Below are 25,561 nucleotides of genomic sequence, written 5' to 3' on the forward strand. Positions count from 1 at the left end.
GCGATGCCCGTTCACTACGACATCACCCACACCACCGTCTATCGCTACGCGCAGCCGGTGCGCTTCGGCGAGCACCGGGTGATGTTCCGCCCGCGCGACAGCCACGACCTTCGCGTGCTGGCGACCGACCTGCAGGTCACGCCCGAGGCCACGGTGCGCATGATCCAGGACCCGTACTCGAACTCGATCGCGCTGGTGCAGCCCCAGTCCGAGGCGAGCGAGCTGCGCTTCGTGTGCACCTTCCGCATCGAGCACGCGCACACGCAGAACCTCGAGCTGCCGCTGGCGCCTTCGGCCGAGCAGTTTCCGTTCTCGTACACGGTCGACGAGTACCTCGACCTCGAGCACTACCTTCGCCCGCTGCACGACGATCCCGACGGCAAGCTGATGCAATGGGCGCGGCAGTTCATCCGCACCGACGGCCCGACCGGCACGCGCGAGATGCTGGTGCAGATGAACCAGCACATCCGCGATCACTTCAGCTACGCCGCGCGCGAGGAGGAAGGCACGCAGTCGCCGCTCAAGACGCTCGAGCTCGGCAGCGGCAGCTGCCGCGACTTCGCGCTCCTGATGATGGAAGCGGCGCGCCGGCTCGGCATCGCGACGCGCTTCGTCTCCGGCTACCTCTACGACCAGGCGCTCGACGACGCCAAGGCCGACAACGGCGGGGGCGTGGTCGGCGCCGGCAGCACCCATGCCTGGCTGCAGGCCTATCTGCCGGGCGCCGGCTGGGTGCCGTTCGACCCGACCAACAACCTGCTGGGCGGCACGCAGCTGATCCGCGTCGGCGTCGCACGCGACCCGCGCCAGGCCCCGCCGATCTCGGGCAGCTGGGTCGGGCCGCCCAACGCCTACCTCGGCATGGAGGTCACGGTGCAGGTGAGCCGGGTCGACTTGAACCTCAACCCAGCGAGCTGACGAAGCGCTCGACCGCGGCAAGCACCGCCTCGGCATCGCCGTGCCACCACCAGTGGTCCTCTCCGGGCAGCATCACGAGTTGCGCACCGGGGATCGCGCCGGCGAGGTAACGGCCCGCGCCTTCTCGCACGATGCGATCGCCCGCGCGCTGGATCACCAGCGTCGGAGTCTTCAGCGATGCCAGCCGATCGCGCACGTCCATCTGGTGGAAGGCGCGCAGGATCGCCGCCATGCCGTTCTGAGATACGCCGGTGCGCAGCATGCGCGCCCACCACTGCCGCATCTGCGGCTCCTCGGCGACCGACGGCGCGAAGGCCTCCAGGCTGGTCGCCGCGCCCCACTCGGCATGCAGCACTTCGAGCCAGCGCTGCATCTGCTCGGTCGTCATCGCCCAGGGATAGTCGCAGGCCCAGCTGCCGCGCGCGTTGCAGCCGTAGAGCACCAGTCCCGAGACGCGCTCGGGCATCGAGGCCGCGCAGTCGATCGCGATCGTGCCGCCGACCGACGCGCCGAACAGGATGGCGCGGCGCTCGCCCAGTCGGTCGAGCGCGGCGACGATGTCCTCCACCGCCGCGGCCGTGGTCGGCTCCACGCCGACGCGCTCCGACAGCCCGGTGCCGCGGCGATCGAGCAGCACCACGCGGCTGAACTCGGCCAGGCGCTCGAGCGCGCGGCGCAGCCGCGGCTCGTCGAGCGCGACCTCGATGTGCGAGAGCAGGCCCGGTACCAGCACCATCGTCGGCCCGCTGCCGCCGAGCACCGTGTAGGCAACCGCGCCCTCGCGCGTCTGCGCGAACTCGATGCGCGCGGCAGCCTCGAGCGCCGGCGCCTGCGCGACCGCCGCCGCGTACGCCCGCTCGACCACCGCTGAAGGCCGCACGCCCAGCTCGGCGCGCAAGACCTCGGCGCAGCGGAAGTAGGCCTGCTCGACGGCGGCCGCGTCGCCCTGGCGTGCCCGCGCGGTGATCAGCGCGGCGTAGGCACGTTCGGCGCAGGCGTCCAGCGCGATCAGCCGCTCGGCCGCCTCGACGGCGAGCGCCGCGTCGCCTTCGGCCGCTTCGCGCTCGGCCAGGCGTTGCCACGCGCGCGCCAGCAATCGCACGTGCTCGGCGCGGCGCTGGGCGAGCCATGCCTCGAACAGGTCGGAATCGACCTCGAAGCCGTCGAGCAGCGCGTGCGACCGCGCGGCAAGCACGCATTGCACGTGACCGGGGCCGTGGCCGGCATCGCCCAGCAGCGCCTGCGCGGCCGCGCGCGTTTGCAGCAGGTCGACCCGCGGCGCGACCGCGAACCACAGCTCGTGCGCGTCGCCGCAGACCAGTTCGACGCCGCAGGCCGCGTTGAGGTTGTAGACCAGCCGCCGCAGCCGGCTGCGGCCCAGGGCTTCGTCGGCGTCGGGCCACAGCCGCGCGGCCAGCGGGCCGCGCGGCAGGCGCTGTCCGGGCGATTCGGCAAGGCAGGCCAGCAGCGCGAGCGCGCGCGTGAGCTTGAGCGCCGGCTCGACGCCGTCGATCGATAGCCGGGGCCAGCCGTGCAGCGACAGCTCGACGCGCCGAGGGACGTTCGCGGGACGGGCGCCCGGAAGACTGCGATCCGTGGACATCGAGACCGGTGTTCGACGAAGAGGAGTCACCAGATGCAACCCTACCTCAACGACATCGCAGTGCGCTCGCCCGTGCCGCACGAGCCGGCCCCCGGCCGTGCGCAGACGGCATGGACGCCGCGCGGCAGCGAGATGTCGCTGCGCCTGCGCGTGGGCGGGCGGCTGCGTTCGGCGCGGCTGTACCGCGGCGCGGCCGACATCGGCTGCGGGCCGCTGTTCGTGCTGCTGCAGGACGCGCCCTGCGGCGGCAGCGCCGTGCAGGCGCAAGCGGCGCGCGCCTTCGAGCGCTGGGCCGATGTCCACGGCGCCTGCGTCGTCCACCCGGCTGGCCTCGCCGGCCGCTGGAACGACGGACGCCTGCACGCACCGTCGCCGGCGCGCCGGCTCGATGTCGACGACGTCGGCTTCGTGCACGCGCTGGTTGCGCACCTCGGGCCCCAGCGGCGCAGCTATGCGGTGGGCTTCGGCGCGGGCGGCCACTTCGTCTGGCGGCTGGCCGCCCAGCCCGATGCGCCGTTCGCCGGCTTCGTGTCGGTCGGGGCGAACCTGGCTCGCCCCGGCGACTGCGCGTTCTCGATCGTGCGCCTGGGCGCGCCGGTGCTGCTGCTGGACGACGGCTCGGCGCGCCCGCGCCTTCACGAACGCCCGACCGCCGAGACGCTCGCCGCGCTGCGCGCCGCGGCCGCACCCGGCATCGCGGTGCGTCGCGGCATCGCGGCCGAAGGCATCGACCTGGCCGCGCAGATCGCCGGCGTGTTCGGCGAGCAGGCCGGCGCGTCCTTCGTCGGCAGCCTGCTGTGAAGGAGCGTGCGATGGACAACGCCTATTCCTCGGCCGGGCCGGCCTTCATCCACCACGGTCCCGACACGCGTCTTGCCGGTGCGCCCGTCGTGCTGGGCCTGCCGGCCATGGGCACGCCGGCGCGCTACTACGAGCCGTTCGCGCGGCGGCTGGCCGAACTCGCCGGCGCCAGCGTGGCCTGGGCCGAGCTGCGCGGCCAGGGCGAGAGCCGTCCGCGCGCCCGCGACGGCGCCGATTTCGGTTACCGCGAGATCGTCGAGGACGACATCCCGCGGCTCGCCGGCCGCCTGCTGCGGCAGCACCCGAGACGTCCGCTGGTGCTGCTGGGCCACAGCCTCGGCGGCCAGCTCGCGACGTTGGCCGCGCACCAGCTCGGCGAGCACCTCGCCGGCCTCGTGCTCGTGGCCGCCGGCACCGCGCACCACCGCGCCTGGCCGCGCGGCGCGCGCTGGCGCGCGGCACTGGCCGTGCACGGCATTCGCGCCACGGCCGCGATGCTGCCGTGGTACCCGGGCCATCGGCTCGGCTTCGGCGGCGAGCAGCCGCGGCGCTTCATGCGCGACTGGTCGCGTAACGCGACGACCGGCCGCTATCGCATCGAAGGCAGCGAGATCGACCACGAGGACGCCGCCGGCCGCCTCGCGCTGCCCGTGCTGTCGCTGGCGATCCGGCAGGACCCGGTCGCGCCGCCCGGCGCGGTCGAGGAGCTGCTCGCCAAGCTGGCCCGCGCCCGCATCGAGCGGCGCTGGCTGATGGGCGTCGTGCGCGACCCGCCGTGGAAGCGCCACTTCAGCTGGGCTCGCGAGCCGGCCGGCGAGATGGCGGCGGCGGTCGCGCGCTGGCTGCACGCGCTGCCCGCTGCGGCCGCACTTTCGTTTCAACCCGCCCCCGCCCCCGCCCCCGAAGGAGAACGCCATGTCCTGGTATGAAATCGTCGCGCTGGCCGCATTGCCGGCGTTCCTTTTGCTCGACCTCGTGCACCGGGGCCACGACGAGCGCCGCAGCCGCTGGTGGCGCACCCGGGCGTTGGCCGTCACGGCGCTGAACTTCGCGCTGTCGATGCTGGTCGGCAGCGCCTGGGTCCAGGCCTTCGACGGCAAAAGCCTGCTGCAGCTCGGCTCGCTCGGCAGCGCCGGCGGCGCGGCGACCGGCGTGCTGGCCTACGAGCTCGTGCACTACGGGTACCACCGCGGCGCGCACCGCTTCCACTGGCTGTGGCGGCTGGGCCACCAGATGCACCACAGCGCCGAGAGCCTGGACGCCTGGGGCGCCTACTACCTGCACCCGATCGACGCGGCGCTGTTCGTCACCTGGTCGAGCCTGGTGCTCTATCCGGTGCTGGGCCTGTCGCCGGAGGCGGGCGCACTGGCCTCGGCGGTGCTGACGGTGCTGGCGGTGTTCCAGCACGCCAACCTGCGCACGCCGCGCTGGCTGGGCTGGATCGTCCAGCGGCCCGAGAGCCACCGCATCCACCACGCGCGCGGTGTCCATGCCCACAACTACGCCGACCTGCCGCTGTGGGACTGGGTCTTCGGCACGCTCGACAACCCGCCGTCGACGCCGCGCACGCCGGCCCAGGGCTTCTACGACGGCGCCTCGACCAGGATCGTGGACATGCTGCTGTTTCGCGACGTCTCGCGTCCGCGCGGCGGGCGCTGACTCCTAGGCGACTGTGCGCGCCGGGCCGCGGCGCTAGCGTGGGGCCGTGCATCCGTCCACGACACGAGGAGACAGCCCATGAACACCAACGACCTGTTCTCGCTGCGCGGCCGCGTCGCGCTGGTGACCGGCGGCTCGCGCGGCATCGGCCGCATGATCGCCGCCGGCTTCCTGGCGCAAGGCGCGCGCGTCTACATCAGCGCCCGCAAGGCCGAGGCCTGCGACGCCGCGGCGCGCGAGCTCTCGGAGCTCGGACCCTGCGTCTCGCTGCCGGCCGACGTATCGACGGTCGAGGGCGCGCGCGCGCTGGCCGCGCAGCTCGCCGCGCGCGAGGAGCGGCTGGACATCCTGGTCAACAACGCCGGCGCCGCCTGGGGCGCGCCGTTCGACGAGTTCCCCGAAAGCGGCTGGGACAAGGTGGTCGACCTCAACCTCAAGTCGCCGTTCTTCCTGACGCAGGCGCTGCACGGGCTGCTGCAGCGCGCCGCCGAGACGCGCCCGGCCAAGGTGATCAACATCGCCTCGATCGACGGCATCTCGGTCAATCCGCTCGAAACCTATTCATACGCGGCCAGCAAGGCCGGCCTGATCCAGCTGACGCGGCGCATGGCGCTGCGGCTGATCGAGAACAACATCGTCGTCAGCGCGATCGCGCCGGGCGCCTTCGCCTCCGAGATGAACCGCGCCGCGCGCGACGAGGCCGAGGCAGTGGCCCGGCGCGTGCCGGCCGGGCGCATCGGCCGCGACGAGGACATGGCCGGCGCCGCGATCTACCTCGCCTCGCGCGCCGGCGACTACGTGGTCGGCTCGACCCTGGTGGTCGACGGCGGCGTGACGCACGCCCGCTGAACGCCGCGCGGCGCCTTGCAGCGCCGTGCGGGGGCCCGCACGGTTCACCTACCATCGCGGCTTTTCGCGCGGGCCGTCACGAGCGGCCACGCACCGTCGTTCAACCCCGCACCGCGGGCCCTGCCGCCACACGATGACGCTCCACCGACTGCGCACGCTGCTGTGCGCCCTCGCGCTGGCCCCGTTCCTGGCCACTGCGGCACCTGCTGCCGCCACCCTCTCCCCCACCCTGACGCTGTCGGTCGACGCGACCGATCTCGACCACCGCGTGCTGCAGGTGCGCGAGTCGCTGCAGGTGGAGCCCGGGCCGCTGCGCCTTTTGTTCCCGCGCTGGCTGCCGGGCACGCACGGCCCCTACGGCCCGATCGACCGGCTTGCAGGCCTCACGGTGCGCGCCGGCGAGCGGCAGCTGGCCTGGCATCGCGATCCGGTCGATCCGTTCGCCTTCGTCGTCGACGTGCCGGCCGGCATCAGCCGCCTCGAGCTGAGCTTCCAGCACATCGCGCCGCTCTCGCATGACGCCGGGCGCATGTCGATCACGCCGGCGATCCTCGGCGTGCAGTGGGAGACGGTGCTGCTCTACCCGGCCGGTCGCGCGGCGCACGAGATCGTCGTGCAGGCCAGCCTCAAGCTGCCGGCCGGCTGGCAAGCCGCCACCGCGCTGCGCCCGGCCGGCAGCGACGCCACGGCCTACGCGCCGGTCACGCTGGAGACCCTGGTCGACTCGCCGGTGTTTGCCGCGCGCCACCTGCGCCGCATCGCGCTCGACGCGCCCGGCCACGCGCAGCCGGTGACGCTGAACCTGGTGGCCGACGAGGCGAAGCAATTGGAGGCCAAGCCGGCGCAGATCGAGGCGCACCGCGCGCTGGTGCGCCAGGCCGACCTGCTGTTCGGCACCCGGCCCTATCGCAACTACGACTTCCTGCTCGCGCTGAGCGACTCGTTCGGCGGCATGGGTCTCGAGCACATGGAAAGCAGCGAGAACGCCGTGCGGCCGATCTACTTCTCGTCGGACTGGGCCGAGTCGATGCGCAACCGCGACCTGCTCGCGCACGAGTACGTGCACACCTGGAACGGCAAGCTGCGCCGCCCGGCCGATCTGGCGACGCCCGACTTCAACACCGTGCCGATGCGCAATTCGCTGCTGTGGCTGTACGAGGGCCAGACGCAGTTCTGGGGCCGCGTGCTGGCCGCGCGCAGCAAGCTGGCGACGCCCGAGCAGACGCGCGACGCCATCGCCTCGCTGGCCGCGAGCTACGACCACCGCAGCGGCCGCGCCTGGCGCAGCCTGCAAGACACCACTTATGAGGGCACGATGGCCGCCGAGCGCGGCTCGCGCGAGTGGCCGGACTGGCAGCGCACCGCCGACTATTACGACGAAGGCACGCTGATCTGGCTCGAGGCCGACATGCTGATCCGCGACAAGAGCGCGGGCAAGCGCTCGCTCGACGACTTCGCGCGGGCCTTCTTCGGCGTCGAGCCGTTGCGCGGCGCGCTTGGCGAGCCGCGCCCCAGGATCTACACCTTCGACGACGTCGTGCGCGCGCTGGACGCCGTGCAGCCGCACGACTGGGCCGGCTTCCTGCGCGACCACCTCGACAACCACCGCCAGCGCGCGCCGCTCGACGGCCTGGCCAAGAGTGGCTGGCGCCTGGCGTATGGCGACGAGCCCAACGCCTTCGACAAGCACGACGACGGCTGGAGCCCCGATCGCGACGACGACTTCGCCTATTCGCTCGGCCTGGTGGCAGGCGCCGACGGCAAGCTCAAGCGCGTCCAGTGGAACAGCCCGGCCTTCAACGCCGGCCTCGCGCCGGGCGCGAAGATCCTGGCCGTCAACGGCCGCGACTGGAGCGGCGAGCGGCTGGCCGAGGCGATCAAGGCCAACAAGGACGGCCAGGCGCCGATCGAGCTGATCGTGCAGGACGGCGAGCACTGGCGCCTGCTGCGCATCGACTACCGCGGCGGCCTGCGCTACCCGCGCCTGGAGCGCGTGCCGGGCACGCCGGACCGGCTGTCGACGCTGCTGGCGCCGCGCGCGCGTTGATCGCAACGCGCGCGCAAGGCGCGTGACGGAGGTCGCACGGCAGCGCGCGCACCGCAAGGCATCATCACCCGATAGCAACAAGGCCGCTGCGCGCGGCATGCCACGGGAGGGTGCATGGAGCAGGCACGGTTCGAGGCCATGGTGGCGCGTCTGGAGCGCGAGAGCGCCCAGGCGCCGCGCGCCTACCAGTTCAAGGTCGCGCTGCTGGCGCTGCTGGGCTTTTGCATCCTCGCGCTGTTGATCGCGAGCGCCGGCTTTGGCCTGGTGCTGCTGGCCGGCATCGCGCTGGCCGCGCTGCTCGGCGGCGCCAAGTTCGCCGTCCTGCTGCTCAAGCTCGGCAAGCTGCTGCTGCTCCTGGCCGTGCCGCTGTGGTTCCTCGTCAAGTCGGCGGTGCAGGCGCTGTTCACGCGCCTGCCGGCGCCGCAGGGCCTGGAGATCGAACGCAGCCAAGCGCCCGCGCTGTTCCAGGCCATGGACGACATGCGGCGGCGCATGAAGGGGCCGCGCTTCCACCACGTGCTCGTCACCGACGAGGTGAACGCGGCCGTCGTGCAACGCCCGCTGTTCGGCCTCGTTGGCTGGCCGCGCAACTACCTCGTGCTCGGCCTGCCGCTGCTGGAGGCGCTGGGGCCCGACGAGGCGCTGGCGGTGGTCGCGCACGAGTACGGCCACCTGGCTGGATCGCACGGGCGCTTCGGCGCCTACATCTATCGCCTGCGCAACACCTGGGCCACGATCCAGGCCATCTCCGAACAATGGCAGGGCTGGAGTGCAAGGCTGCTGCGCCGCGTCGTCGGCTGGTACGCGCCCTACTTCAATGCCTACACCTTCGTGCTGGCGCGCGCCAACGAGTACCAGGCCGACGCCGCCTCGGCCGAGCTGGTCGGCGCGCCGGTCGCGGCCAACGCGCTCAAGCGCGTGAGCCTGAGCGCGGCGCACTGGGGAGCCCATTTCGAGCAGACCTTCGCGCGCATCGCCGAGCAGCCCGCGCCGCCTTCGGACGTCTGGGTGCGCTGGGCCCAGGCCGCGCCGTTTCCGCCCGCGGACAAGACGCGCGGCTGGCTCGACGCGGCGCTGGCGCGCGCGCCGCACGTGGCCGACACGCATCCGGTGCTGCGCGAGCGCCTGCGGGCGTTGCGCATCGACGTGCAGGCCGAGCCGCCGCCGCTTGGCGAGGTCTCGGCCGCGCAGGCGTGGCTCGGCCCGCAGGCCGCGCAGCTGCGCACGCTGCTGCAGTCGCAGTGGCAAGAGCGCGTGGCCCAGCCGTGGAAGGACCGGCACGACGAGCTGCAGGCGCAAAAGCGCCGGCTGGCCGAGCTGCGCGCGCTGGCGCAGCCGGCGCTCGACGAGCAGCTCGAGGCGCTGCGCCTGGCGATCGCGCTCGAGCCCGACGAAGACCATCTCCCGGCGCTGCAGGCCTTCAATGCGGCTCAGCCGGACCACCCGGTCGGCCTGTTCTTCGAAGGGCGCTGGCGGCTCGAGCACGACGACGCCGGCGGCCTGGCCCTGCTCGAGCGCGCCATCGAGCTGGACGCCGATGCCACCAAGGCGGCCAGCGAATGCGCGGTGGTCTTCCTGGCCTCGCGCGACGCCGCCGCGGCCGAGGTCTGGCGCGAGCGCTGGCTGCGCCGCGACGCGTGGGACACCGCGCGCCACAACGAGCTCCAGGCGCTCGACAGGACCCACGAGCTGCAGCCTCCGGCGCTCGACGACGAGGCGATGGCGCACATCCAGCAGCTCCTCGCGACGCACGGCAAGGGTCTCAAGTCGGCCGTGCTCGCGCGGCGCGTGCTGCCTTCGGATCCCGGGCTGCCGACCTACGTGATGGCGCTGCGGCTCGGCGCATGGGCGCGCCTGCGCGGCCACCAGGCGCCGATCGTCAACCGGCTGGCGGCGCAGGAGTGGCCGATGCACGTGTTCTTCTGCGCGCTGGACCAGCAGCCGCGCGCCTACCGCAAGCGGCTGGCGCGTGCCGGAACGCAACTGCGCCTGCGCTGACGCGCCGGCTCAGCGGATGCGCTCGATCAGCGCCATCGCCGCCGCGGGCGCGCGCTCCTTGGCGCCGTTGATGAAGAACACGTAGCCCTCGCGCGGCGCCCAGGCGCGCGCGCCCGCGGCCCAGCTGTCGAGCACGTCAGGTGCATAGCCGGTCGCCAGGTCGGCGCGCGAGTTCAGCAGCCGTGCGTAGAAGAAGCCGGCGGTCAGCTCGGGGATCGCCGGCAGGCCGTCGCCGTCGCTGAAGACGATGGCGGCGCGATGACGGCGGGCAAGCTCGTAGAAGGCCTCGCAGGCGAAGCTCTCGTGGCGCACGTCGAGCGCGTGCCGCAGCTCGCGTCCCTGCACTTCGGCGGGCAGCAGCTTCAGGAAAGCGGCGAAGTCGTCCGCGTCGAAGGCCTTGCGGCGATCGAACTGCCAGACGATGGGCCCGAGCTTGTCGCCCAGCTCCGCGAGGCCGCCGTCGACGAAGCGCCGCACCGACTCGCCTGCCTCGGCCAGCACGCGCCGGTGCGTGGCGTACTGGCTGGCCTTGACGCTGAACACGAAGCCCTCGGGCGTCTGCTCGCGCCACTTGGCGAAGGTGGCGGGCTTCTGGCTCGAATAGAAGGTGCTGTTGATCTCGATCGCCGTGAGGCGCCGCGACGCGTACTCGAGCTCGCGCGCCTGCGGCCAGCCTTGGGGATAGAAGTTGGCGCGCCAGGGCTCGTAGTTCCAGCCGCCGATGCCCACGCGCACGCTTGCCGCGCCTGCCCGTTCGCTCATGCCGTCCTCCCGCTTCGCGGGGCCGATGCTAGCCGGCGCCGGCGTGCCCGCGAAACTCCCGGCGGTAGGCCGAAGGCGAGGTGCGCAGCGCCGCCGCGAAGTGCTGGCGCAGCGAAACCGACGAGCCGAAGCCGGCCGCCTGGGCCACCTCTTCGATCGAGCGGCGACTGGTCTCGAGCAGGCGCTGCGCGAGCGCGATGCGCTGGTTCGCCAGCCACTGGCCGACCGTCGTGCCCGTCGCCTCGCGAAAGCGGCGCGTGAAGGTGCGCCGGCTCATCGCGGCGCGCGCGGCCAGCGCGTCGAGGCTGTGCGCCTGGTCCAGGTGCTGCCCGGCCCAGGCCAGCACGCCGGCCAGGCGGTCGTCGCGCGCTGAAGGCCGCAGCGGCTGCTCGATGAACTGCGCCTGCCCGCCCTGGCGGTGCGGCGCGACGACCATGCTGCGCGCGGCGCGGCTGGCCGCCTCGGCGCCGCACAGGCGGCGCAGCAAGTGCAAGCAACAGTCGATGCCGGCGGCGGTGCCGGCCGAGGTGACGATCTCGCCGTCGTCGACGTAGAGCACCTCGGGCACCAGGCGCACCTGCGGATAGCGCTTGGCGAAGGCCGGCACGAGCTGCCAGTGCGTCGTCGCCGGCCGGCCGTCGAGCAGGCCCGCCTCGGCCAGCACGAAGGCGCCGAGGCACAGCCCGACGATCACCGCGCCGCGGCGCTGCGCCGCGCGCAGCGCGCGCGAAAGCGCCTCGGGCGGCGCGCGGCCGTCGTCGTGCCACGACGGCACGATCACGATGCCGGCGCGGCCGATCGCCTGCAGGCCGTGCGGCGCGTCGATCGTGAAGCCGGCGCTGGTGCGCAGCGTGCCGGGCTCGCTCGCGCAGACCTTCAGCTCGAAGCGCGGCACGCCCGCGGCGCTGCGGTCCTCGCCGAACACCAGGCAGGGCACGGACAGGTGGAACGGGCTGATGCCGTCGAAGGCGACGACGGCGATGCGCTGTTCGCGCGGGAGGGCACGGGGAGCGGGCATGGCCCGATCCTATCGATCAATGGCATTCGGGCCAATGGCGCGCAGCATCGGCCGCGCCAAGAATGAGGCCATCGCAACCCTCTCAGGAGCCTTTCGATGAACACCGCACCGCGCCGCGCCCTGGTCGTGATCGACGTGCAGAACGAGTACTTCGCCGGCGGCGGCCTGCCGATCGAGCATCCGCCCGTCGAGCTGAGCCTGCCCAACATCGCCCGCGCGATGGATGCCGCCCGCGCGCACGGCGTGCCGGTGGTGGTGGTGCAGCACAGCGCGCCGGCCGGCGCGCCGGTGTTCGACCCGGGCTCGCCCGGCTGGCAGCTTCACCCCGAGGTGGCGCGCCGTGCGCGCGATCTCCTGGTCGACAAGCCCATGGCCAGCGTGTTCTCCGGCGCCGGCTTCGCCGACTGGCTGGCGCGCGAGCGCATCGACACGCTGACCATCGCGGGCTACATGACGCACAACTGCGACGCCTCGACGATCTACGAAGCCGCGCACCGGGGCCTCAAGGTCGAATGGCTGCACGACGCGAGCGGCTCACTGCCCTACGAGAACGCGGCCGGGCGCGCCTCGGCCGAGGAGATCCACCGCGTGTTCGGCGTCGTGTTCCACAGCAACTTCGCCGCGGTGGCGAGCACGCAGCAGTGGATCGACGCGCTGAAGGACCGCGTCGCGCTGCCGCTGGACAACGTGCTGCTGTCCAACCGGCGCGGGCGCGGCGTGCTGTGATCAGTCGGCCGACTTCGCCAGCAGCGTGAAGTGCTCGACCACCGGCGGCTGGGCGAAGAAGGGCCCGACGATCGCGCGCCACTGCGCGAACAGCGGGCCCTGGCGAAAGCCCACCGTGTGGTCCTCGAGCGTGTCCCAGAAGATCATCAGCACGTAGCGCTCGGGCGACTCGACGCCCTTGTTGACCTTGAAGCCGCGAAAGCCCTTGGCTTGCGAGATCACGGTCGCCAGGCCGCGCTGGATCGCCTCGTCGAAGGCGGCCTGCTGGCCGGCGGGGATGCGGATGTCGGCGAGTTCGAGAATCATCATGCGGCTCCTGGGAAGGAGCGCGATGCTAGCCGGCCCCGCCCCGGCGCCCGTGCGGGACAGGCTGTGACACCCACGCGTGACACCTGTTCGGGCCCTTCGACGCATCGGGGATGCGATGTCAGGGAAATCCTGATGCGGCGCGCGTGACGCAACGCGCAATCGCGACGCCGTGCACCGCGACGGCGTCGCAGCGCAGCAAAACGGTCCGAGTTGGCGCTTTGTGAATCTTTCCCGGGTCAGGCTGTATCGCTGGATTCGACACGGCTGTCACGCGACTCGCACACCCCCCAAGTTCTCATGTTGCGACGCAGCATGAACGGAAGCTTTCGCACTGGTGTCAGTCGCGTTGACGCTCGAAAACCGGGGGAGTAGAACGGCCCTCGACCGCTTTCGCGGGTGGGTGTAGTGGACGCCCGCGCCAGTGTGTCACCCGTAGGGACGCGTCCATGTCATGAGGGAACGTGTGCAGGGTCCGCCCCGTCGGTGAGGAGTGATTGCCAAGGAGTGCTCGCGCATCAGTGACGCGCATCAGTGACCACACCAACCACGGAGACATCGATGAAATCCCATTGGCTATCGAAGCGGCATGCATTGCGGCCCCTCGCCGCCGCCGTTCTCGCGCTGCCGGTGATCGCCCACGCGAACGCCGACGTCGAGAAGAACATCGCCAACCCGAAGAACTGGGCGATGCAGGCTGGCGACATGTACAACCAGCGCTACAGCAAGCTCAACCAGATCAACACCGGCAACGTCGGCAAGATGCAGGTCGCGTGGACCTTCTCCACCGGCGTGCTGCGCGGCCACGAAGGCTCGCCGCTGGTGATCGACGGCACGATGTACCTGCATTCGCCGTTCCCCAACAAGGTCTTCGCGATCGACCTCGACACGCAGAAGATCAAGTGGAAGTACGAGCCGAAGCAGGATCCGGCGGTGATTCCGCAGATGTGCTGCGACACGGTCAACCGCGGCCTGGCCTATGCCGAGGGCAAGGTCTTCCTGCAGCGCGCGGACTCGGTGCTCGAGGCGCTGGACGCCAAGACCGGCAAGGTGATCTGGTCGGTCAAGAACGGCGACCCGAAGCTGGGCGCGGTCAACACCAACGCGCCGCACGTCTTCAAGGACAAGGTCATCACCGGCATCTCGGGTGGTGAGTGGGGCGTGCGCGGCTTCATCGCGGCCTACGACATCAACTCGGGCAAGCAGGTCTGGAAGGCCTACAGCACCGGCCCCGACGCCGAGATGCTGATGGACCCGGACAAGACCATGACCTGGACCGACGGCGCGCTCAAGCCGGTCGGCAAGGACTCGTCGCTCAAGACCTGGAAGGGCGACCAGTGGAAGATCGGCGGCGGCACCACCTGGGGCTGGTACAGCTACGACAAGGCGGCCAACCTGCTGTACTACGGCACCGGCAACCCGTCGACCTGGAACCCGTCGCAGCGCCCTGGCGACAACAAGTGGTCGATGACCATCTTCGCGCGTGACGTCGACACCGGCATGGCCAAGTGGGCCTACCAGATGACGCCGTTCGACGAGTGGGACTTCGACGGCATCAACGAGATGATCCTCGCGGACATCGACGTCAAGGGCAAGCCGACCAAGGCGCTGGTGCACTTCGACCGCAACGGCTTCGCGTACACGATGGACCGCATCTCCGGTGCGCTGCTCGTGGCCGAGAAGTACGACCCGAAGGTGAACTGGGCCACGCACGTCGACATGAAGACGGGTCGCCCGCAGGTGGTCAAGCAGTACTCGACCGCGCAGAACGGGCCTGACGTCAACACCAAGGGCGTGTGCCCGGCGGCCCTGGGCTCCAAGGACCAGCAGCCGGCGTCGTTCGACCCGAACACCAAGCTCTTCTACGTGCCGACCAACCACGTCTGCATGGACTACGAGCCGTTCAAGGTCGAGTACACCGCGGGCCAGCCGTATGTGGGCGCCACGCTGTCGATGTACCCCGCTCCGGGCAGCCACGGCGGCATGGGCAACTACATCACCTGGAACGCCGGCACCGGCAAGATCGTCCAGAGCAAGCCCGAGAAGTTCTCGGTGTGGAGCGGCTCGCTCAACACCGCGGGCGGCCTGAGCTGCTACGGCACGCTCGAGGGCTACCTGAAGTGCGTCGACGCGAAGGACATCACCAAGGAGCTGTTCAAGTTCAAGACGCCCTCCGGGATCATCGGCAACGTGTTCACCTACGAGCACAAGGGCAAGCAGTACATGGGCGTGTTCTCGGGCATCGGCGGCTGGGCCGGCATCGGCATGGCGGCAGGCCTCGAGAAGGACACCGATGGCCTGGGTGCCGTGGGTGGCTATCGCGAGCTCAACCAGTACACCGACCTGGGCGGCTCGTTGACGGTGTTTGCACTGCCGAACTGATGGCCAGGCAGTGAATCGAAGCAGTTCCCGCGCGAGCGGGGCTGCTCCTTGCGTCAGGGGATGGCGCCGAGCGGTGCCGTCCCCTTCAAGTCTTCTGAAGTAGTCCAGACCATGAAGTTGCGAATCACCGTTGCGGTTCTCCTCGGCCTCGGCGCCGCCGCCCTCTCCGCTGCCCAGAACGTCGTCAAGACGCCGCTGTACACCGTCCAGGACGGCACCAAGGTCGACGCCGAGACGATGAAGGGCTTTCGCACCTGGCGCGCCGCCGCCTGCGACCGCTGTCACGGCGCCAACCAGGAAGGCATGGTCGGCCCCTCGCTGGTCAACAGCCTCAAGACGCTGACCAAGGAGGAGTTCATCAAGACCGTGCGCGACGGCCGCCTCGACAAGGGCATGCAGAGCTTCGGCAACAGCGAGCAGGTGATGAACAACATCAACCAGCTCTATGCCTACCTGAAGGGTCGCTCCGACGGCGCGATCACGCAGGCCAAGGTGTCGGAGATCCCGTCGCAATGAGCACCGCTCGGCCGCTCGTCGTCGCGCTTGCGCTGGCCGCAGCGGCCGGCGCGGCCTTTGCGCAGGACGCCGCGCCCAAGCGCGAGGCGTTCCGCGTCTGCCAGGACCCGAACAACCTGCCGTTCTCCAACACCAAGGGAGAAGGCATCGAGAACCGCATCGCCGAGCTGTTCGCCAAGGACCTCGGCCTGCCGGTCACCTACTACTCGTTCCCGCAGCGCATGGCGTTCATCCGCAACACGCTGCGCTACAAGCTGCCGGGCGAGGACTTCCGCTGCGACGTCGTGCTGGGCGTGCCGGCCGGCTTCGACCAGGTCTCGGCCACCAAGCCCTACTACCGCTCGACCTACGCGCTGGTGTTCGCCAAGAACGGCCCGCTGGCCTCGCTGAAGGCGCCGGCCGACCTGTTCGCGATGGCGCCCGGGGCGCGCGCCAAGCTGCGCATCGGCCTGTATGACCGCTCGCCGGCCTCGGAGTGGCTCAACAAGCACGGCATGGTCGACCAGGGCGTGCCGTATCCGATGATGAGCGCCGACCCGCAGCAGTATCCGGGCGAGATCATCGAGCGCGACCTCGCCTCGGGCAAGCTCGACGCCGCCATCGTCTGGGGCCCGATCGCGGGCTACTTCGCCAAGCGCGTGAAGTCGCCGGAACTGGCGGTGCTGCCGCTGAGCTCGGAGCCGGGCGTCAAGTTCGACTACCAGATGGCGATGGGCGTGCGTTACGGCGAACGCGAGTGGAAGCAGCAGATCGAGTCGCTGATCGAACGGCGCCGCCCGGAGATCGAGGCGATCTTGCGTGACTATGGCGTGCCGCTGCTCGAACTCGAGCCGCCGCAAGCCGCGGCCAAGCCCTGATGAGGGCAGGTTGCCGCCATGAGAGGGCCCACGTGAAAGCGTCGGCCTTCGCAGGCGTTCTCCTGGCTGCGGCGCTGCTGGCCAGCCCCGTGCGTGCGCAGTCGGGCGACGCCCCCAGCGTGCCGTCGGCAGCCGAGCGCGCGGTGTTCGTCGAGCCCGAGCTGACGGCCCTGAAGCCGCCGCTGGCGCTCGACTACCGCTTCGTGCGTCGCAGCGCGGGCGGCGACTTCGAGCCCGGCTTCGAGGACGCCGTGCGCCTGGCCCTGCGCGCCAGCCCCGACGGCGCCTGCTGCGCGGTGCGCGGCGAGTTCCTGAGCGGCGCGAACGCGCTGCGCCTGCCGGAGATCGACGACGCGCGGGTCAATCCGGTCGGGCTGTTCTTCCTCGAGCGCGCGGTGCGCGAGCTGCAGCGCCTGACCGGCGGCCAGTCGGCCCATTTCCGTCGCCGCATCCGCCTCGCACTGGCCGAGGAGGCGCAGCCGGTGGCCGGCAGCGCCGACTGGAACGGGCGCAGCGTCGCGACGACGGTGGTGACCGTCACGCCGTTCGTCAATGACAGCCAGCGCAACCGCTTCCCCAAGTACGCGGCGATGCAGTACGTGTTCGTGCTCTCGAAGGAGGTGCCGGGCGGTGTGCTCGAGCTGCGCGCGCGCCTGCCGGGAAGCGATGCCTCGACCGCGCCGTCGTTCGAAGAAGTGCTGACGCTCGCCGCGCCCGCCCGCTGAACCGTTCTTCACCAAGAGAACCCATGACGATGCCCCGCCTCGTTGCCGCGCTGGCGCTTGCCGCCTGCGCCTCGCTCGCGCACGCAAACGACTACCCGACCGTCGATCGCGTGCTCTACGTGCAAAGCTGCCTGCGCGACCATCCGGGGCCGGCGTTCGAGATGATCCACAAGTGCTCGTGCACGATCGACCGCATCGCCGAGAAGCTGAACTACCAGCAGTTCGTCGAGCTCAGCACCGAGGCCAACGCCACCAGCATCGGCGGCGAGCGCGGCGCGGTGATCCGCGACAACGAGGGCGCGCAAAAGGAGATCCGCGGCTACCGCGCGCTGCAGAACGAGGCCAAGAAGAGCTGTCTCATCCACCTCGAGCAGCGCTGAACTGAGGCGCGATCGATGCGGCTTGCCGTCGCGCTTTGCACCTGGCTGCTGGCCGGTTTTGCGGCGGCGCAGACGCCGGCGGTGATCGCGGCGGGCGTCCTGGTGCATGCCGGCGCACTCGAGGACTGGGGCCCGGCCAACGGCGGCGATGTCGCCAACCTCGGCGCGATCGAAGGCGAGCGCTGCCTCGCCGTGATCGACAGCGGCGGCAGTCTTGCGGTCGGCCGCGCCTGGCGAAAGCAGCTGCAGGCCGCGACGCCCAAGCCGGTGTGCTGGGTCATCAACACCCATGCGCATCCCGACCACGTGCTCGGCAACGCAGCGTTTCGCGGCGCCGGCCCCGGCGGCGCCGATCCGGTGTTCGTCGGCCACGCGCGGCTGCCGGCGGCGCTGGCGGCGCGCAGCCCCTACTACCTGAACGCGCTGGCGCGCGACTTCGGCGCCGCGGCCGAGCCGACAGAGATCATCGCGCCGACGCAGACCGTCGCGCCCGGTACGCCGCGCACGCTCGACCTCGGCGGGCGCGAGATCGTGCTGCAGGCCTGGCCTACCGCGCACACCGACGCCGACCTGAGCGTCTTCGATCCGGCCAGCGGCACGCTGTTCGCGGGCGACCTGCTGTTCGTCGAGCACCTGCCGGCGCTCGACGGCAAGCTCATGGGCTGGCTGGGCGTGATGGACGCGCTGGCGCAGCGCCGCGACGTGCGCATCGCGGTGCCGGGACACGGCGCCGTGCAGCGCGACTGGCCGGCCGCGCTCGCGCCCCAGCGCCGCTACCTCGAAGGCTTGCGCGACGGCGTGCGCGAGGCCTTGCGCGCGAACCGCCCGCTGGCCGAGACGGTCGATCGACTCGCCGACAAGGGCATCGACGGATGGCGGTTGACCGAGCGCTTCCACAAGCGCAATGTCACTGCTGCCTTTGCCGAACTCGAGTGGTCCGACTGAGTCCGGCGCGCCGGAGACACGCATGCGCAACCTACGCCCCCACCTGAAGTCGCAACGCCGCCGCGCCCTCATCGCCGCGGCCGGCCTCGCCGTCATTGCGCCGCCGTTGGCCGCGCAGCTCAAGAGCGGCGACGCGCCCGACGCCAGCCCGCGCTGGGTGCAGGTGCGCGACAGCCTGTTCGCCGGGCGCAAGATCACCGACCCCGGCGACGCGGTGATCAAGCTCGAGGCGCCGGTGCGCGCCGAGGACGCGGCCATCGTGCCGATCGCGATCCGCGCCGCGTTCCCGCAGTCGCCCGAGCGCTCGATCCGCAAGGTCTGGCTGGTGATCGACAACAACCCCTCGCCGATCGCCGCGGTGTTCAGCTATACGCAGGCCAGCGGGCGCGCCGACATCGAGACGCGCGTGCGCATCGACGAATACACCTTCGTGCGCGCGATCGCCGAGACCGGCGACGGCCAGCTCTTCATGAGCACGCGCTTCGTCAAGGCCTCGGGCGGCTGCTCGGCGCCGCCGGGCAAGGACCCGGCCTCGGCGCAGGCCTCGCTGGGCCAGATGCGCTGGCGCGTCGACGCGACCCCGGCACCGCGCCAGCCGGTGCTCGCGCAGCTGATGATCAGCCACCCGAACGACTCCGGCATGGTGATGGACCAGCTGACGCGGCAGTACACGCCGCCGCACTTCGTGCGCCGCGTCGACGTGACCTACGCCGGCCAGCTCGTGCTCTCGGCCGACCTCGACTTCTCGATCAGCGAGAACCCCAACCTGCGCTTCTACTTCGTGCCGCAGGGCAACGGCGAGCTGAAGGCGCAGGTGGTCGACACCAAGGAGCTGAAGTTCGAGAACGGGATGGCGCTGCGCACCGGGTCCTAGCCTAGGATTTCTCCGCCAGCAACGGCCGCAGCGCCGCCAGCCCAAGCAGTGGCCCAACGCCGATCCACGGCAACAGCGTCGCCAGCGCATGCCGCTCGGCCAGCGAGGTGAACAGCTGGATCGAGACGATCGAGATCGCGAAACCGATGCAGTTGACCAGGGTCAGCACGCTGCCCACCGCCTCGCGCGGCGCGTTGTTCGCGGTCAGCGCAGAGAACTGCGGCGAGTCGCCGGCCACGGTGACGCCCCAGACCAGCAGCCAGGCAGCAAACAGCGGCCACGGCGCGTCCATCAGCCACGGCGCGAGCAGGCAGCACACGCCGCTCGCACCGACCTGCCAGGCCGCGATGCGCGCGCCGCCGAGGCGCGGCACCAGCAGACCGCCGGCCACGCAGCCGATCGCGCCGGCGCCGATCAGCGCAAAGGCGCCGAGCGACATCGCAGCGCCCTCGAGGCGCGTCGCGACGATGGCCGGCGCCAGCACCCACAGCGTGTAGATCTCCCACATGTGGCCGAAGTAGCCGAGCACCGAGGCGCGCAGCCTGCGGTCGCGCCCGATCGCCGCGAGCGCGCGCAGCTGCAGGCTCGCCGCGCGCGGCAGGTGATGGCCGTCGGGCACGCCGAGCGCGAGCGCCGCGCCGCCGGCCAGCGCGAGCGCCGAGGTCGCGAGCATCACCGGCTGCCAGCTCGCCTCGGCACCGACTGCGCGCAGCGCATGCGGCGCGGCCGTGCCCAGCACCAGCGCGCCGACCAGCCAGCCCAGCGCCGCGCCGAGCCCGCGCGGATACCAGGCGGCGGCGATCTTCATGCCCACCGGATAGATGCCGGCCAGAAAGAAGCCCGTCGCCGCGCGCAGCGACCACAGCGTCGCGTAACCGAGCGCCTCTCGCGGCAGCAGCACGGGCAGCGCGTTGGCCAGCGCGCCGAGCACGGCGCAGGCCAGGAACACCAGGCGCGGCGAATGCCGGTCGGCGATCGCCAGCAGCGCGAACACCAGCGTGCCGGCGATGAAGCCGGCCTGCACCGCCGAACTCAGTCCGCCCAGGGCCTCGGCCGGCAGCCCGAGCGAGCGCTGCAAGTCGGCCATCACCGCGTTCGGCGCGAACCACAGCGAGGTGCCGGCGAACTGCGCGCCGACGATCAGCGGCAGCACGCGGCGCGGTGCGGCGCCCGGCACCGCGGCGGAGGAAGCGGACATCTCCACAGTCTATGAGCCGGCACGCCGCCGTGAACGCCACGGCCGCGCGCCACAATCGGCCGGAACCCCTTCACCGGTTTGCATTCGATGGACCTCGCACAAACCCTGCCGCGCCGCGAATTCAGCGACCCCGACGCCGCGCTCGCCCACGCGACCGCGATCTACGACGCCGGCGTCGCCCACCTTCGGCGGCGCATGGGCGAGTTCGTTGCCGGCGCGCCGCTTGCCGAGCGCGTGCGGGCCTGCTACCCGCAGGTGCGCATCCACACCGACACGGTGGCGCGCGCCGACTCGCGCCTGGCCTTCGGCTTCGTCGCCGGCCCTGGCCACTACGAGACCACGCTGACGCGCCCCGACCTCTATGCCGACTACTACCGCGAGCAGTTCCGCCTGCTGCTGCGCAACCACGCGGTCGCGCTCGAGGTGGGACCGAGCGCGCAGCCGATCCCGGTGCACTTCTCGTTCGCCGAGAGCGACCACATCGAGGGCACGCTGACGCCGGCGCGGCGACTGCTGCTGCGCGACTTGTTCGACCTGCCCGACCTCGCCGCCATGGACGACGGCATCGCCAACGGCACGCAGGAGCCCGCGCCGGGGCCCGACGGCATCGCGTGGCAGCCGCTGTCGCTGTTCACCGCGCCGCGCATGGACTACTCGCTGCACCGGCTGCGCCACTACACCGGCACGGTGCCCGAGCATTTCCAGAACTTCGTGCTGTTCACGAACTACCAGTTCTACATCGACGAGTTCATCAAGCTCGGCCACGAGCTGATGGCCGCGCCGCCGGGCCAGGACCCGCTGTTCGAAGGCCCGGGCAGCGACAACGACTACGTCGCCTTCGTCGAGCCGGGCAACGTGATCACGCGCCGCCGCGGCGAGCCGCTGGAGCCCGGCGACTTTCTCGGCAAGGCGCCGCCGCGGCTGCCGCAGATGCCGGCCTACCACCTCGTGCGCAAGGACCGCGCCGGCATCACGATGGTCAACATCGGCGTGGGGCCGAGCAACGCCAAGACCATCACCGACCACATCGCGGTCCTGCGCCCGCATGCCTGGCTGATGCTGGGTCACTGCGCCGGCCTGCGCAACACGCAGCAGCTCGGCGACTACGTGCTCGCCCACGGCTACGTGCGCGAGGACCACGTGCTCGACGAGGAGCTGCCGGCCTGGGTGCCGATCCCCCCGCTGGCCGAGATCCAGGTCGCGCTCGAGCGCGCGGTGGCCGACGTGACCCAGCTCTCGGGCTACGCGCTCAAGGGCCTGCTGCGCACCGGTACCGTGGCGACCACCGACAACCGCAACTGGGAGCTGCTGCCGCACCCGGGCCCGGAACGTCGCTTCAGCCAGAGCCGCGCGGTCGCGCTCGACATGGAAAGCGCCACCATCGCGGCCAACGGCTTTCGCTTCCGCGTGCCCTACGGCACCTTGCTGTGCGTGAGCGACAAGCCGCTGCACGGCGAGATCAAGCTGCCGGGCATGGCCAACGAGTTCTACCGCCAGCGGGTGAACCAGCACCTGCGCATCGGGCTGCGCGCGGTCGAGCTGCTGCGCGGCGAGGGTTTCGAGCGCTTGCACAGCCGCAAGCTGCGCAGCTTTGCCGAGGTGGCGTTCCAGTGACCCCCACGCTCGCTTCGCTCGCTGCCCCCCGAGGGGGCCCTTGCAGCGGACCGGCAAAGCCGGATCCGCGCAAGACCTCGACGGGTGTCGGCAAGTTCGTGGTTCAGCGCGGACCTGTCGTGCCGTGACATTCGCGCGCATCCCGCCCGTCCATTGCCTGCTCGCGTTCGAAGCGGTCGCGCGGCTGCGCAGCGTCACGCAGGCGGCCGATGAGCTGAACGTGACGCCCAGCGCGGTGAGCCATCGCATCCGCCAGCTCGAATCGCAGCTCGGTGTGGCGCTGCTCGCGCGCGGCGACTTCGCGCTCACGGCCGACGGCGCGGCCTACCTCGCCCATGTGCGCGAGGGCCTGGCCGCGTTGGCACAGTTGCCCGGGCGCGACCCGGGCCAGCACGCGACCCGGCTGCGCGTGTCGGTCACGCCGACCTTCTCGCGCCAGCTGCTGCTGCCGCGGCTGGCGCTGTTTCGCCATGCGTATCCGGACATCGACCTCACGCTGCAGGTCGCCGGTCCGACGGCCGAGACCAGCCCCGAACCGGCCGACCTGGAACTGCGCTTCGGCACCGGTCCGTTCGCCGGGCGCGAGTCGGTGCGCATCCAGAGCGACGAGGTGTCGCCGGTGTGCAGCCCGGCCTACCTGCAGGAAGCCGGGCTCGACGGCGGCTTCGAGAGCGCCGCGGCAATCGCCCGCGCGAAGCTGATCCGCACCGGCCCGCTCGAGCCCTGGCGAACCTGGTTCGCGTTCTGCGGGCTCGACCTGCCCGAGCCCTCGGGCGGCGCCCAGTTCAACGACCTCGGCCTCGCGCTCGACGCCGCCGTGGCCGGCTTCGGCGTCGCGCTGATGCGCCTGAAGCTCGGCGCCGACTGGCTCGACAGCGGCCGGCTGGTGCGCCTGTCGGCGCGCAGCGCGCCCTCGCCGCAGCACTACTTCCTGTGCTGGAAGCCGGGTGCGCTGGAACGCTGGGAGTGCGCGGCCTTCGTCGAGTGGTTGAAGACGGCGCTCGCTTGATCTCTTGTGCCCGCTCCCCTCGGGAAGAGGGTGTTGAACGGCCTTCACGCCCGGCTGATCAACTTTCACGCCGCGCGCAGCGCGCCTCGCATAAGCTCGCGCGCCGACGAGAAACAAGAGCGGAGACAGCATGCCCGTGATCACCTGCATTGAGGACTTGCGCGTCCTGGCCGAGAAGCGCGTGCCGCGCATGTTCTACGACTACGCCGACTCCGGCTCGTGGACCGAGGGCACCTACCGCGCCAACGAGAGCGACTTCGCGAAGCTCAAGCTGCGCCAGCGCGTCGCGGTCAACATGGAAGGCCGCACGCTGCGCACGACGATGGTCGGCCAGGAGGCCTCGATGCCGGTGGCGATCGCGCCGACGGGGCTTACCGGCATGCAGCACGCCGATGGCGAGATCCTCGCCGCGAAGGCGGCCGAGAAGTTCGGCGTGCCGTTCACGCTGTCGACGATGAGCATCTGCTCGCTCGAGGACATCGCCGCCAACACCACCGCGCCGTTCTGGTTCCAGCTCTACTGGATGCGGGACCGCGAGTTCATGGAAGCGCTGATGGAGCGCGCCCGCGCCGCGCGCTGCTCGGCGCTGGTGCTCACGCTGGACCTGCAGGTGCTCGGCCAGCGCCACAAGGACATCAAGAACGGCCTGACCGCGCCGCCCAAGCCGACGATCGCCAACCTGATCAACCTCGCGACCAAGCCGCGCTGGTGCCTCGGCATGCTGGGCACGCGGCGCCACACCTTCGGCAACCTCGTCGGCCATGCCAAGGGCGTGAGCGATGTGAGTTCGCTGTCGGCCTGGACCAAGGAGCAGTTCGACCCGCGGCTGGACTGGTCCGACGTCGAGTGGATCAAGCGGCGCTGGGGCGGCAAGCTGATCCTCAAGGGCATCATGGACGTCGAGGATGCGCGGCTCGCCGCGCGCAGCGGCGCCGATGCGCTGATCGTCTCCAACCACGGCGGCCGCCAGCTCGACGGCGCGCCCTCGTCGATCGCCGCACTGCCGGAGATCGTCGACGCGGTGGGCCGCGAGATCGAGGTCTGGATGGACGGCGGCATCCGCAGCGGCCAGGACGTGCTCAAGGCCGTGGCGCTCGGCGCGCGCGGCACGATGATCGGCCGCGCCTTCCTCTACGGCCTGGGCGCGATGGGCGAGGCCGGCGTGACGCGCTGCCTCGAGATCATTCGCCACGAGCTGGACATCACGATGGCCTTTTGCGGCCACACCGATATCCGCAACGTCGACCGGCGCATCCTGCTGCCGGGCAGCGGGCTGTTCTGAAGCCGGAAATGCGAACGGCCCCGCTCGGGGCCGTCGGCATGCGGGCGCGAGCCGGGTTCAGCCGCTGTAGGTGATGTTGAAGGTATTCGTCACGCTGTTGACCGTGAGCACCACGGTGAACGAGGTGGCGCTGTTGCGCGTGATGATCGCCCCGCCGTTGGTCGCGTAGACATAGGCCTTGCCGGACACCGTTCCGAAGTCGTCGAAGATGACGTTCCAGGTGCCGGCGTTGTCGCAGTTGCACTGGTGGGAGCCGTTGGCCAGCAGCGTTGTGTGATCGAACGTGTGGTCGTAGCCCCAGATGAAGCCCTTGTAGGTGGCGATGCACTTGGCCGAGCCTGCGCTGACCTTGCAGGCCGTCACACCGGTCAAGCCTTCGCTGCCGGTGCTCCAGCCATTGGGGCCGGTGACAGGCAGGTTGTTGTAGGTGATGTCATAGGCACCGCTGCCCAGCGCCATCGTGCTCGCGCCGCCGTAGACGTAGACGCCGCTGGCGCAGGTGCTGTAGGTGTAGCCGTAGGAGCTGCTGCCGGCCGAATAGACGATCGTGCCGCCACCCGAGCACGGGGCCGGTGACGCCGCCGACGACAAGGCGCCTGGAGCTTCCTGACCGAGCTGCACGGCCGCCGTGGCCTGGCCGGAGATCTTGTAGGTGGCCACAGCGGTCTGCACCAACTCGCCGGCCTGTTGCGACGTGAGCGTCAGCGTCTTCGACGGATAGCTCAAGCCGGTTTGCGCCTCCGACGGGAAGGCCGGCATGCCGTTGATCGGCGGCGGCTCGCTGGGCGTGGGCGCGGCCGGCGGCGCGGGCGCGGCGTCGCCGCCGCCACCACCGCCACAGGCGGCGAGGCCCGACAGGGCCACGGTCAGGATCAGCAGTTGGGTCAGGCGCGGCGTGCTCATGGTGCTTCTCAGGTCAAACGTCGTGGGACATCGGTACTCTGCTGAAGGCGCCAGATCGCGCCCATCCCCGAGCGCGGGGGCACGCCACGGATCTGCCCCTCGCAGTGGGCGCTTGTGCGAATTCGTTCACGCAGCGCAAAGGCGGCTTCGCCCGCTTGTGGCAGGCGCGGCGATCTCTTACGCTCGGTG

General features: G+C 71.3%; 24 protein-coding genes. 18 read left to right on the forward strand and 6 right to left on the reverse strand.

Annotation, left to right across the window (positions count from 1 at the left end; translation table 11 throughout):
* Window positions 1-3: 3 nt before the first annotated feature.
* Entirely contained in the window at window positions 4-918 is a 915-nt protein-coding gene (locus tag ACO2TI_RS19040) for a transglutaminase family protein (RefSeq protein WP_423286759.1), read from the forward strand.
* Here the strand turns inward: ACO2TI_RS19040 and ACO2TI_RS19045 are convergent.
* On the reverse strand, window positions 902-2,521 hold the full coding sequence (locus ACO2TI_RS19045) for an alpha/beta fold hydrolase (RefSeq protein ID WP_423286760.1): 1,620 nt from the start codon (window positions 2,519-2,521) through the stop codon (window positions 902-904). The two genes, ACO2TI_RS19040 and ACO2TI_RS19045, sit on opposite strands and share 17 nt — an antisense overlap.
* Before the next feature lie 33 nt (window positions 2,522-2,554).
* Between ACO2TI_RS19045 and ACO2TI_RS19050 the strand changes: the two genes are divergently transcribed.
* From ACO2TI_RS19050 to ACO2TI_RS19075, 6 genes are all read left to right on the forward strand, one after another.
* A complete protein-coding gene (locus ACO2TI_RS19050) occupies window positions 2,555-3,322 on the forward strand; it encodes a hypothetical protein (protein WP_423286761.1) in 768 nt (255 codons plus the stop codon).
* 11 nt (window positions 3,323-3,333) lie between these two features.
* A complete protein-coding gene (locus ACO2TI_RS19055) occupies window positions 3,334-4,251 on the forward strand; it encodes an alpha/beta fold hydrolase (protein WP_423286762.1) in 918 nt (305 codons plus the stop codon).
* Window positions 4,238-4,981 carry a sterol desaturase family protein gene (locus tag ACO2TI_RS19060; protein ID WP_423286763.1) on the forward strand — a complete coding sequence of 248 codons (744 nt, stop codon included), beginning with the start codon at window positions 4,238-4,240 and terminating at the stop codon, window positions 4,979-4,981. Before ACO2TI_RS19055 ends, ACO2TI_RS19060 begins: the two co-directional genes overlap by 14 nt.
* A 78-nt stretch (window positions 4,982-5,059) precedes the next feature.
* Entirely contained in the window at window positions 5,060-5,830 is a 771-nt protein-coding gene (locus tag ACO2TI_RS19065) for an SDR family oxidoreductase (protein ID WP_423286764.1), read from the forward strand.
* 133 nt (window positions 5,831-5,963) lie between these two features.
* Window positions 5,964-7,877 carry a M61 family metallopeptidase gene (locus tag ACO2TI_RS19070; protein ID WP_423286765.1) on the forward strand — a complete coding sequence of 638 codons (1,914 nt, stop codon included), beginning with the start codon at window positions 5,964-5,966 and terminating at the stop codon, window positions 7,875-7,877.
* Window positions 7,878-7,991: 114 nt separating this feature from the next.
* The gene (locus ACO2TI_RS19075) at window positions 7,992-9,875 is read left to right on the forward strand and encodes a M48 family metalloprotease (protein WP_423286766.1); all 1,884 of its coding nucleotides are present in this window, start codon (window positions 7,992-7,994) and stop codon (window positions 9,873-9,875) included.
* Window positions 9,876-9,884: 9 nt separating this feature from the next.
* Here the strand turns inward: ACO2TI_RS19075 and ACO2TI_RS19080 are convergent, their stop codons facing one another.
* Together ACO2TI_RS19080 and ACO2TI_RS19085 are read right to left on the reverse strand one after the other, a co-directional pair.
* Window positions 9,885-10,637: a DUF72 domain-containing protein gene (locus ACO2TI_RS19080; protein WP_423286767.1), complete on the reverse strand. Its 753-nt coding sequence runs from the start codon at window positions 10,635-10,637 to the stop codon at window positions 9,885-9,887.
* A gap of 28 nt (window positions 10,638-10,665) precedes the next feature.
* Window positions 10,666-11,655, reverse strand: coding sequence for a GlxA family transcriptional regulator (locus ACO2TI_RS19085; protein WP_423286768.1), 990 nt, complete (start codon window positions 11,653-11,655; stop codon window positions 10,666-10,668).
* Between the two features lie 96 nt (window positions 11,656-11,751).
* On the opposite strand from ACO2TI_RS19085, the gene ACO2TI_RS19090 reads away from it, so the two are divergent.
* Entirely contained in the window at window positions 11,752-12,381 is a 630-nt protein-coding gene (locus ACO2TI_RS19090) for a cysteine hydrolase family protein (RefSeq protein WP_423286769.1), read from the forward strand.
* Here the strand turns inward: ACO2TI_RS19090 and ACO2TI_RS19095 are convergent, their stop codons facing one another.
* Complete coding sequence (locus ACO2TI_RS19095) at window positions 12,382-12,687, reverse strand: antibiotic biosynthesis monooxygenase family protein (protein ID WP_423286770.1); 306 nt, start codon at window positions 12,685-12,687, stop codon at window positions 12,382-12,384.
* Window positions 12,688-13,248: 561 nt separating this feature from the next.
* Here ACO2TI_RS19095 and xoxF point away from each other — a divergent pair.
* From xoxF to ACO2TI_RS19130, 7 genes are all read left to right on the forward strand, one after another.
* Entirely contained in the window at window positions 13,249-15,069 is a 1,821-nt protein-coding gene (gene xoxF, locus ACO2TI_RS19100; RefSeq protein ID WP_423286771.1) for a PQQ-dependent ethylene glycol dehydrogenase XoxF, read from the forward strand.
* A gap of 111 nt (window positions 15,070-15,180) precedes the next feature.
* Window positions 15,181-15,585 carry a c-type cytochrome gene (locus ACO2TI_RS19105; protein WP_423286772.1) on the forward strand — a complete coding sequence of 135 codons (405 nt, stop codon included), beginning with the start codon at window positions 15,181-15,183 and terminating at the stop codon, window positions 15,583-15,585.
* Window positions 15,582-16,442 carry a substrate-binding domain-containing protein gene (locus ACO2TI_RS19110; protein ID WP_423286773.1) on the forward strand — a complete coding sequence of 287 codons (861 nt, stop codon included), beginning with the start codon at window positions 15,582-15,584 and terminating at the stop codon, window positions 16,440-16,442. The genes ACO2TI_RS19105 and ACO2TI_RS19110 overlap by 4 nt, the downstream gene beginning before the upstream one ends.
* A gap of 32 nt (window positions 16,443-16,474) precedes the next feature.
* Entirely contained in the window at window positions 16,475-17,167 is a 693-nt protein-coding gene (locus ACO2TI_RS19115) for a hypothetical protein (protein WP_423286774.1), read from the forward strand.
* Window positions 17,168-17,190: 23 nt separating this feature from the next.
* Window positions 17,191-17,547, forward strand: a complete 357-nt coding sequence (locus ACO2TI_RS19120) for a hypothetical protein (RefSeq protein ID WP_423286775.1) — start codon at window positions 17,191-17,193, stop codon at window positions 17,545-17,547.
* A gap of 15 nt (window positions 17,548-17,562) precedes the next feature.
* Window positions 17,563-18,492, forward strand: coding sequence for a quinoprotein relay system zinc metallohydrolase 2 (locus tag ACO2TI_RS19125; RefSeq protein WP_423286776.1), 930 nt, complete (start codon window positions 17,563-17,565; stop codon window positions 18,490-18,492).
* 22 nt (window positions 18,493-18,514) lie between these two features.
* Window positions 18,515-19,366, forward strand: coding sequence for a quinoprotein dehydrogenase-associated SoxYZ-like carrier (locus tag ACO2TI_RS19130; protein ID WP_423286777.1), 852 nt, complete (start codon window positions 18,515-18,517; stop codon window positions 19,364-19,366).
* 1 nt (window position 19,367) lies between these two features.
* Here the strand turns inward: ACO2TI_RS19130 and ACO2TI_RS19135 are convergent, their stop codons facing one another.
* Window positions 19,368-20,564: an MFS transporter gene (locus tag ACO2TI_RS19135; RefSeq protein ID WP_423286778.1), complete on the reverse strand. Its 1,197-nt coding sequence runs from the start codon at window positions 20,562-20,564 to the stop codon at window positions 19,368-19,370.
* A gap of 87 nt (window positions 20,565-20,651) precedes the next feature.
* Here ACO2TI_RS19135 and ACO2TI_RS19140 point away from each other — a divergent pair, with 87 nt between their 5' ends.
* The 3 genes from ACO2TI_RS19140 (at window position 20,652) to ACO2TI_RS19150 (ending at window position 24,469) form a co-directional block, all read left to right on the forward strand.
* Window positions 20,652-22,178, forward strand: a complete 1,527-nt coding sequence (locus tag ACO2TI_RS19140) for an AMP nucleosidase (RefSeq protein WP_423286779.1) — start codon at window positions 20,652-20,654, stop codon at window positions 22,176-22,178.
* Window positions 22,179-22,302: 124 nt separating this feature from the next.
* Window positions 22,303-23,187, forward strand: coding sequence for a LysR substrate-binding domain-containing protein (locus tag ACO2TI_RS19145; protein ID WP_423286780.1), 885 nt, complete (start codon window positions 22,303-22,305; stop codon window positions 23,185-23,187).
* A 130-nt stretch (window positions 23,188-23,317) separates the two neighbouring features.
* Window positions 23,318-24,469: an alpha-hydroxy acid oxidase gene (locus ACO2TI_RS19150; RefSeq protein ID WP_423286781.1), complete on the forward strand. Its 1,152-nt coding sequence runs from the start codon at window positions 23,318-23,320 to the stop codon at window positions 24,467-24,469.
* 57 nt (window positions 24,470-24,526) lie between these two features.
* Here ACO2TI_RS19150 and ACO2TI_RS19155 read toward each other — a convergent pair whose 3' ends face one another.
* Window positions 24,527-25,372, reverse strand: coding sequence for a hypothetical protein (locus tag ACO2TI_RS19155; RefSeq protein ID WP_423286782.1), 846 nt, complete (start codon window positions 25,370-25,372; stop codon window positions 24,527-24,529).
* Window positions 25,373-25,561: the final 189 nt, after the last annotated feature.

Origin of the sequence: Caldimonas sp. KR1-144, assembly GCF_049446155.1 — a bacterium.
In the GTDB taxonomy this organism is placed as follows: Bacteria; Pseudomonadota; Gammaproteobacteria; order Burkholderiales; family Burkholderiaceae_C; genus Rivibacter.

Excerpts from the sequence above, each read along its gene's own strand:
- ACO2TI_RS19135 (WP_423286778.1), bottom strand. The coding sequence starts at position 20,564 with ATGTCCGCTTCCTCCGCCGCGGTGCCGGGCGCCGCACCGCGCCGCGTG.
- ACO2TI_RS19130 (WP_423286777.1), top strand. The coding sequence starts at position 18,515 with ATGCGCAACCTACGCCCCCACCTGAAGTCGCAACGCCGCCGCGCCCTC.
- ACO2TI_RS19050 (WP_423286761.1), top strand. The coding sequence starts at position 2,555 with ATGCAACCCTACCTCAACGACATCGCAGTGCGCTCGCCCGTGCCGCAC.
- ACO2TI_RS19065 (WP_423286764.1), top strand. The coding sequence starts at position 5,060 with ATGAACACCAACGACCTGTTCTCGCTGCGCGGCCGCGTCGCGCTGGTG.
- ACO2TI_RS19150 (WP_423286781.1), top strand. The coding sequence starts at position 23,318 with ATGCCCGTGATCACCTGCATTGAGGACTTGCGCGTCCTGGCCGAGAAG.
- ACO2TI_RS19105 (WP_423286772.1), top strand. The coding sequence starts at position 15,181 with ATGAAGTTGCGAATCACCGTTGCGGTTCTCCTCGGCCTCGGCGCCGCC.
- ACO2TI_RS19060 (WP_423286763.1), top strand. The coding sequence starts at position 4,238 with ATGTCCTGGTATGAAATCGTCGCGCTGGCCGCATTGCCGGCGTTCCTT.
- ACO2TI_RS19075 (WP_423286766.1), top strand. The coding sequence starts at position 7,992 with ATGGAGCAGGCACGGTTCGAGGCCATGGTGGCGCGTCTGGAGCGCGAG.
- xoxF (WP_423286771.1), top strand. The coding sequence starts at position 13,249 with ATGAAATCCCATTGGCTATCGAAGCGGCATGCATTGCGGCCCCTCGCC.
- ACO2TI_RS19120 (WP_423286775.1), top strand. The coding sequence starts at position 17,191 with ATGACGATGCCCCGCCTCGTTGCCGCGCTGGCGCTTGCCGCCTGCGCC.
- ACO2TI_RS19085 (WP_423286768.1), bottom strand. The coding sequence starts at position 11,655 with ATGCCCGCTCCCCGTGCCCTCCCGCGCGAACAGCGCATCGCCGTCGTC.
- ACO2TI_RS19040 (WP_423286759.1), top strand. The coding sequence starts at position 4 with ATGCCCGTTCACTACGACATCACCCACACCACCGTCTATCGCTACGCG.
- ACO2TI_RS19090 (WP_423286769.1), top strand. The coding sequence starts at position 11,752 with ATGAACACCGCACCGCGCCGCGCCCTGGTCGTGATCGACGTGCAGAAC.
- ACO2TI_RS19110 (WP_423286773.1), top strand. The coding sequence starts at position 15,582 with ATGAGCACCGCTCGGCCGCTCGTCGTCGCGCTTGCGCTGGCCGCAGCG.
- ACO2TI_RS19045 (WP_423286760.1), bottom strand. The coding sequence starts at position 2,521 with ATGTCCACGGATCGCAGTCTTCCGGGCGCCCGTCCCGCGAACGTCCCT.
- ACO2TI_RS19125 (WP_423286776.1), top strand. The coding sequence starts at position 17,563 with ATGCGGCTTGCCGTCGCGCTTTGCACCTGGCTGCTGGCCGGTTTTGCG.
- ACO2TI_RS19080 (WP_423286767.1), bottom strand. The coding sequence starts at position 10,637 with ATGAGCGAACGGGCAGGCGCGGCAAGCGTGCGCGTGGGCATCGGCGGC.
- ACO2TI_RS19070 (WP_423286765.1), top strand. The coding sequence starts at position 5,964 with ATGACGCTCCACCGACTGCGCACGCTGCTGTGCGCCCTCGCGCTGGCC.
- ACO2TI_RS19095 (WP_423286770.1), bottom strand. The coding sequence starts at position 12,687 with ATGATTCTCGAACTCGCCGACATCCGCATCCCCGCCGGCCAGCAGGCC.
- ACO2TI_RS19140 (WP_423286779.1), top strand. The coding sequence starts at position 20,652 with ATGGACCTCGCACAAACCCTGCCGCGCCGCGAATTCAGCGACCCCGAC.
- ACO2TI_RS19055 (WP_423286762.1), top strand. The coding sequence starts at position 3,334 with ATGGACAACGCCTATTCCTCGGCCGGGCCGGCCTTCATCCACCACGGT.
- ACO2TI_RS19155 (WP_423286782.1), bottom strand. The coding sequence starts at position 25,372 with ATGAGCACGCCGCGCCTGACCCAACTGCTGATCCTGACCGTGGCCCTG.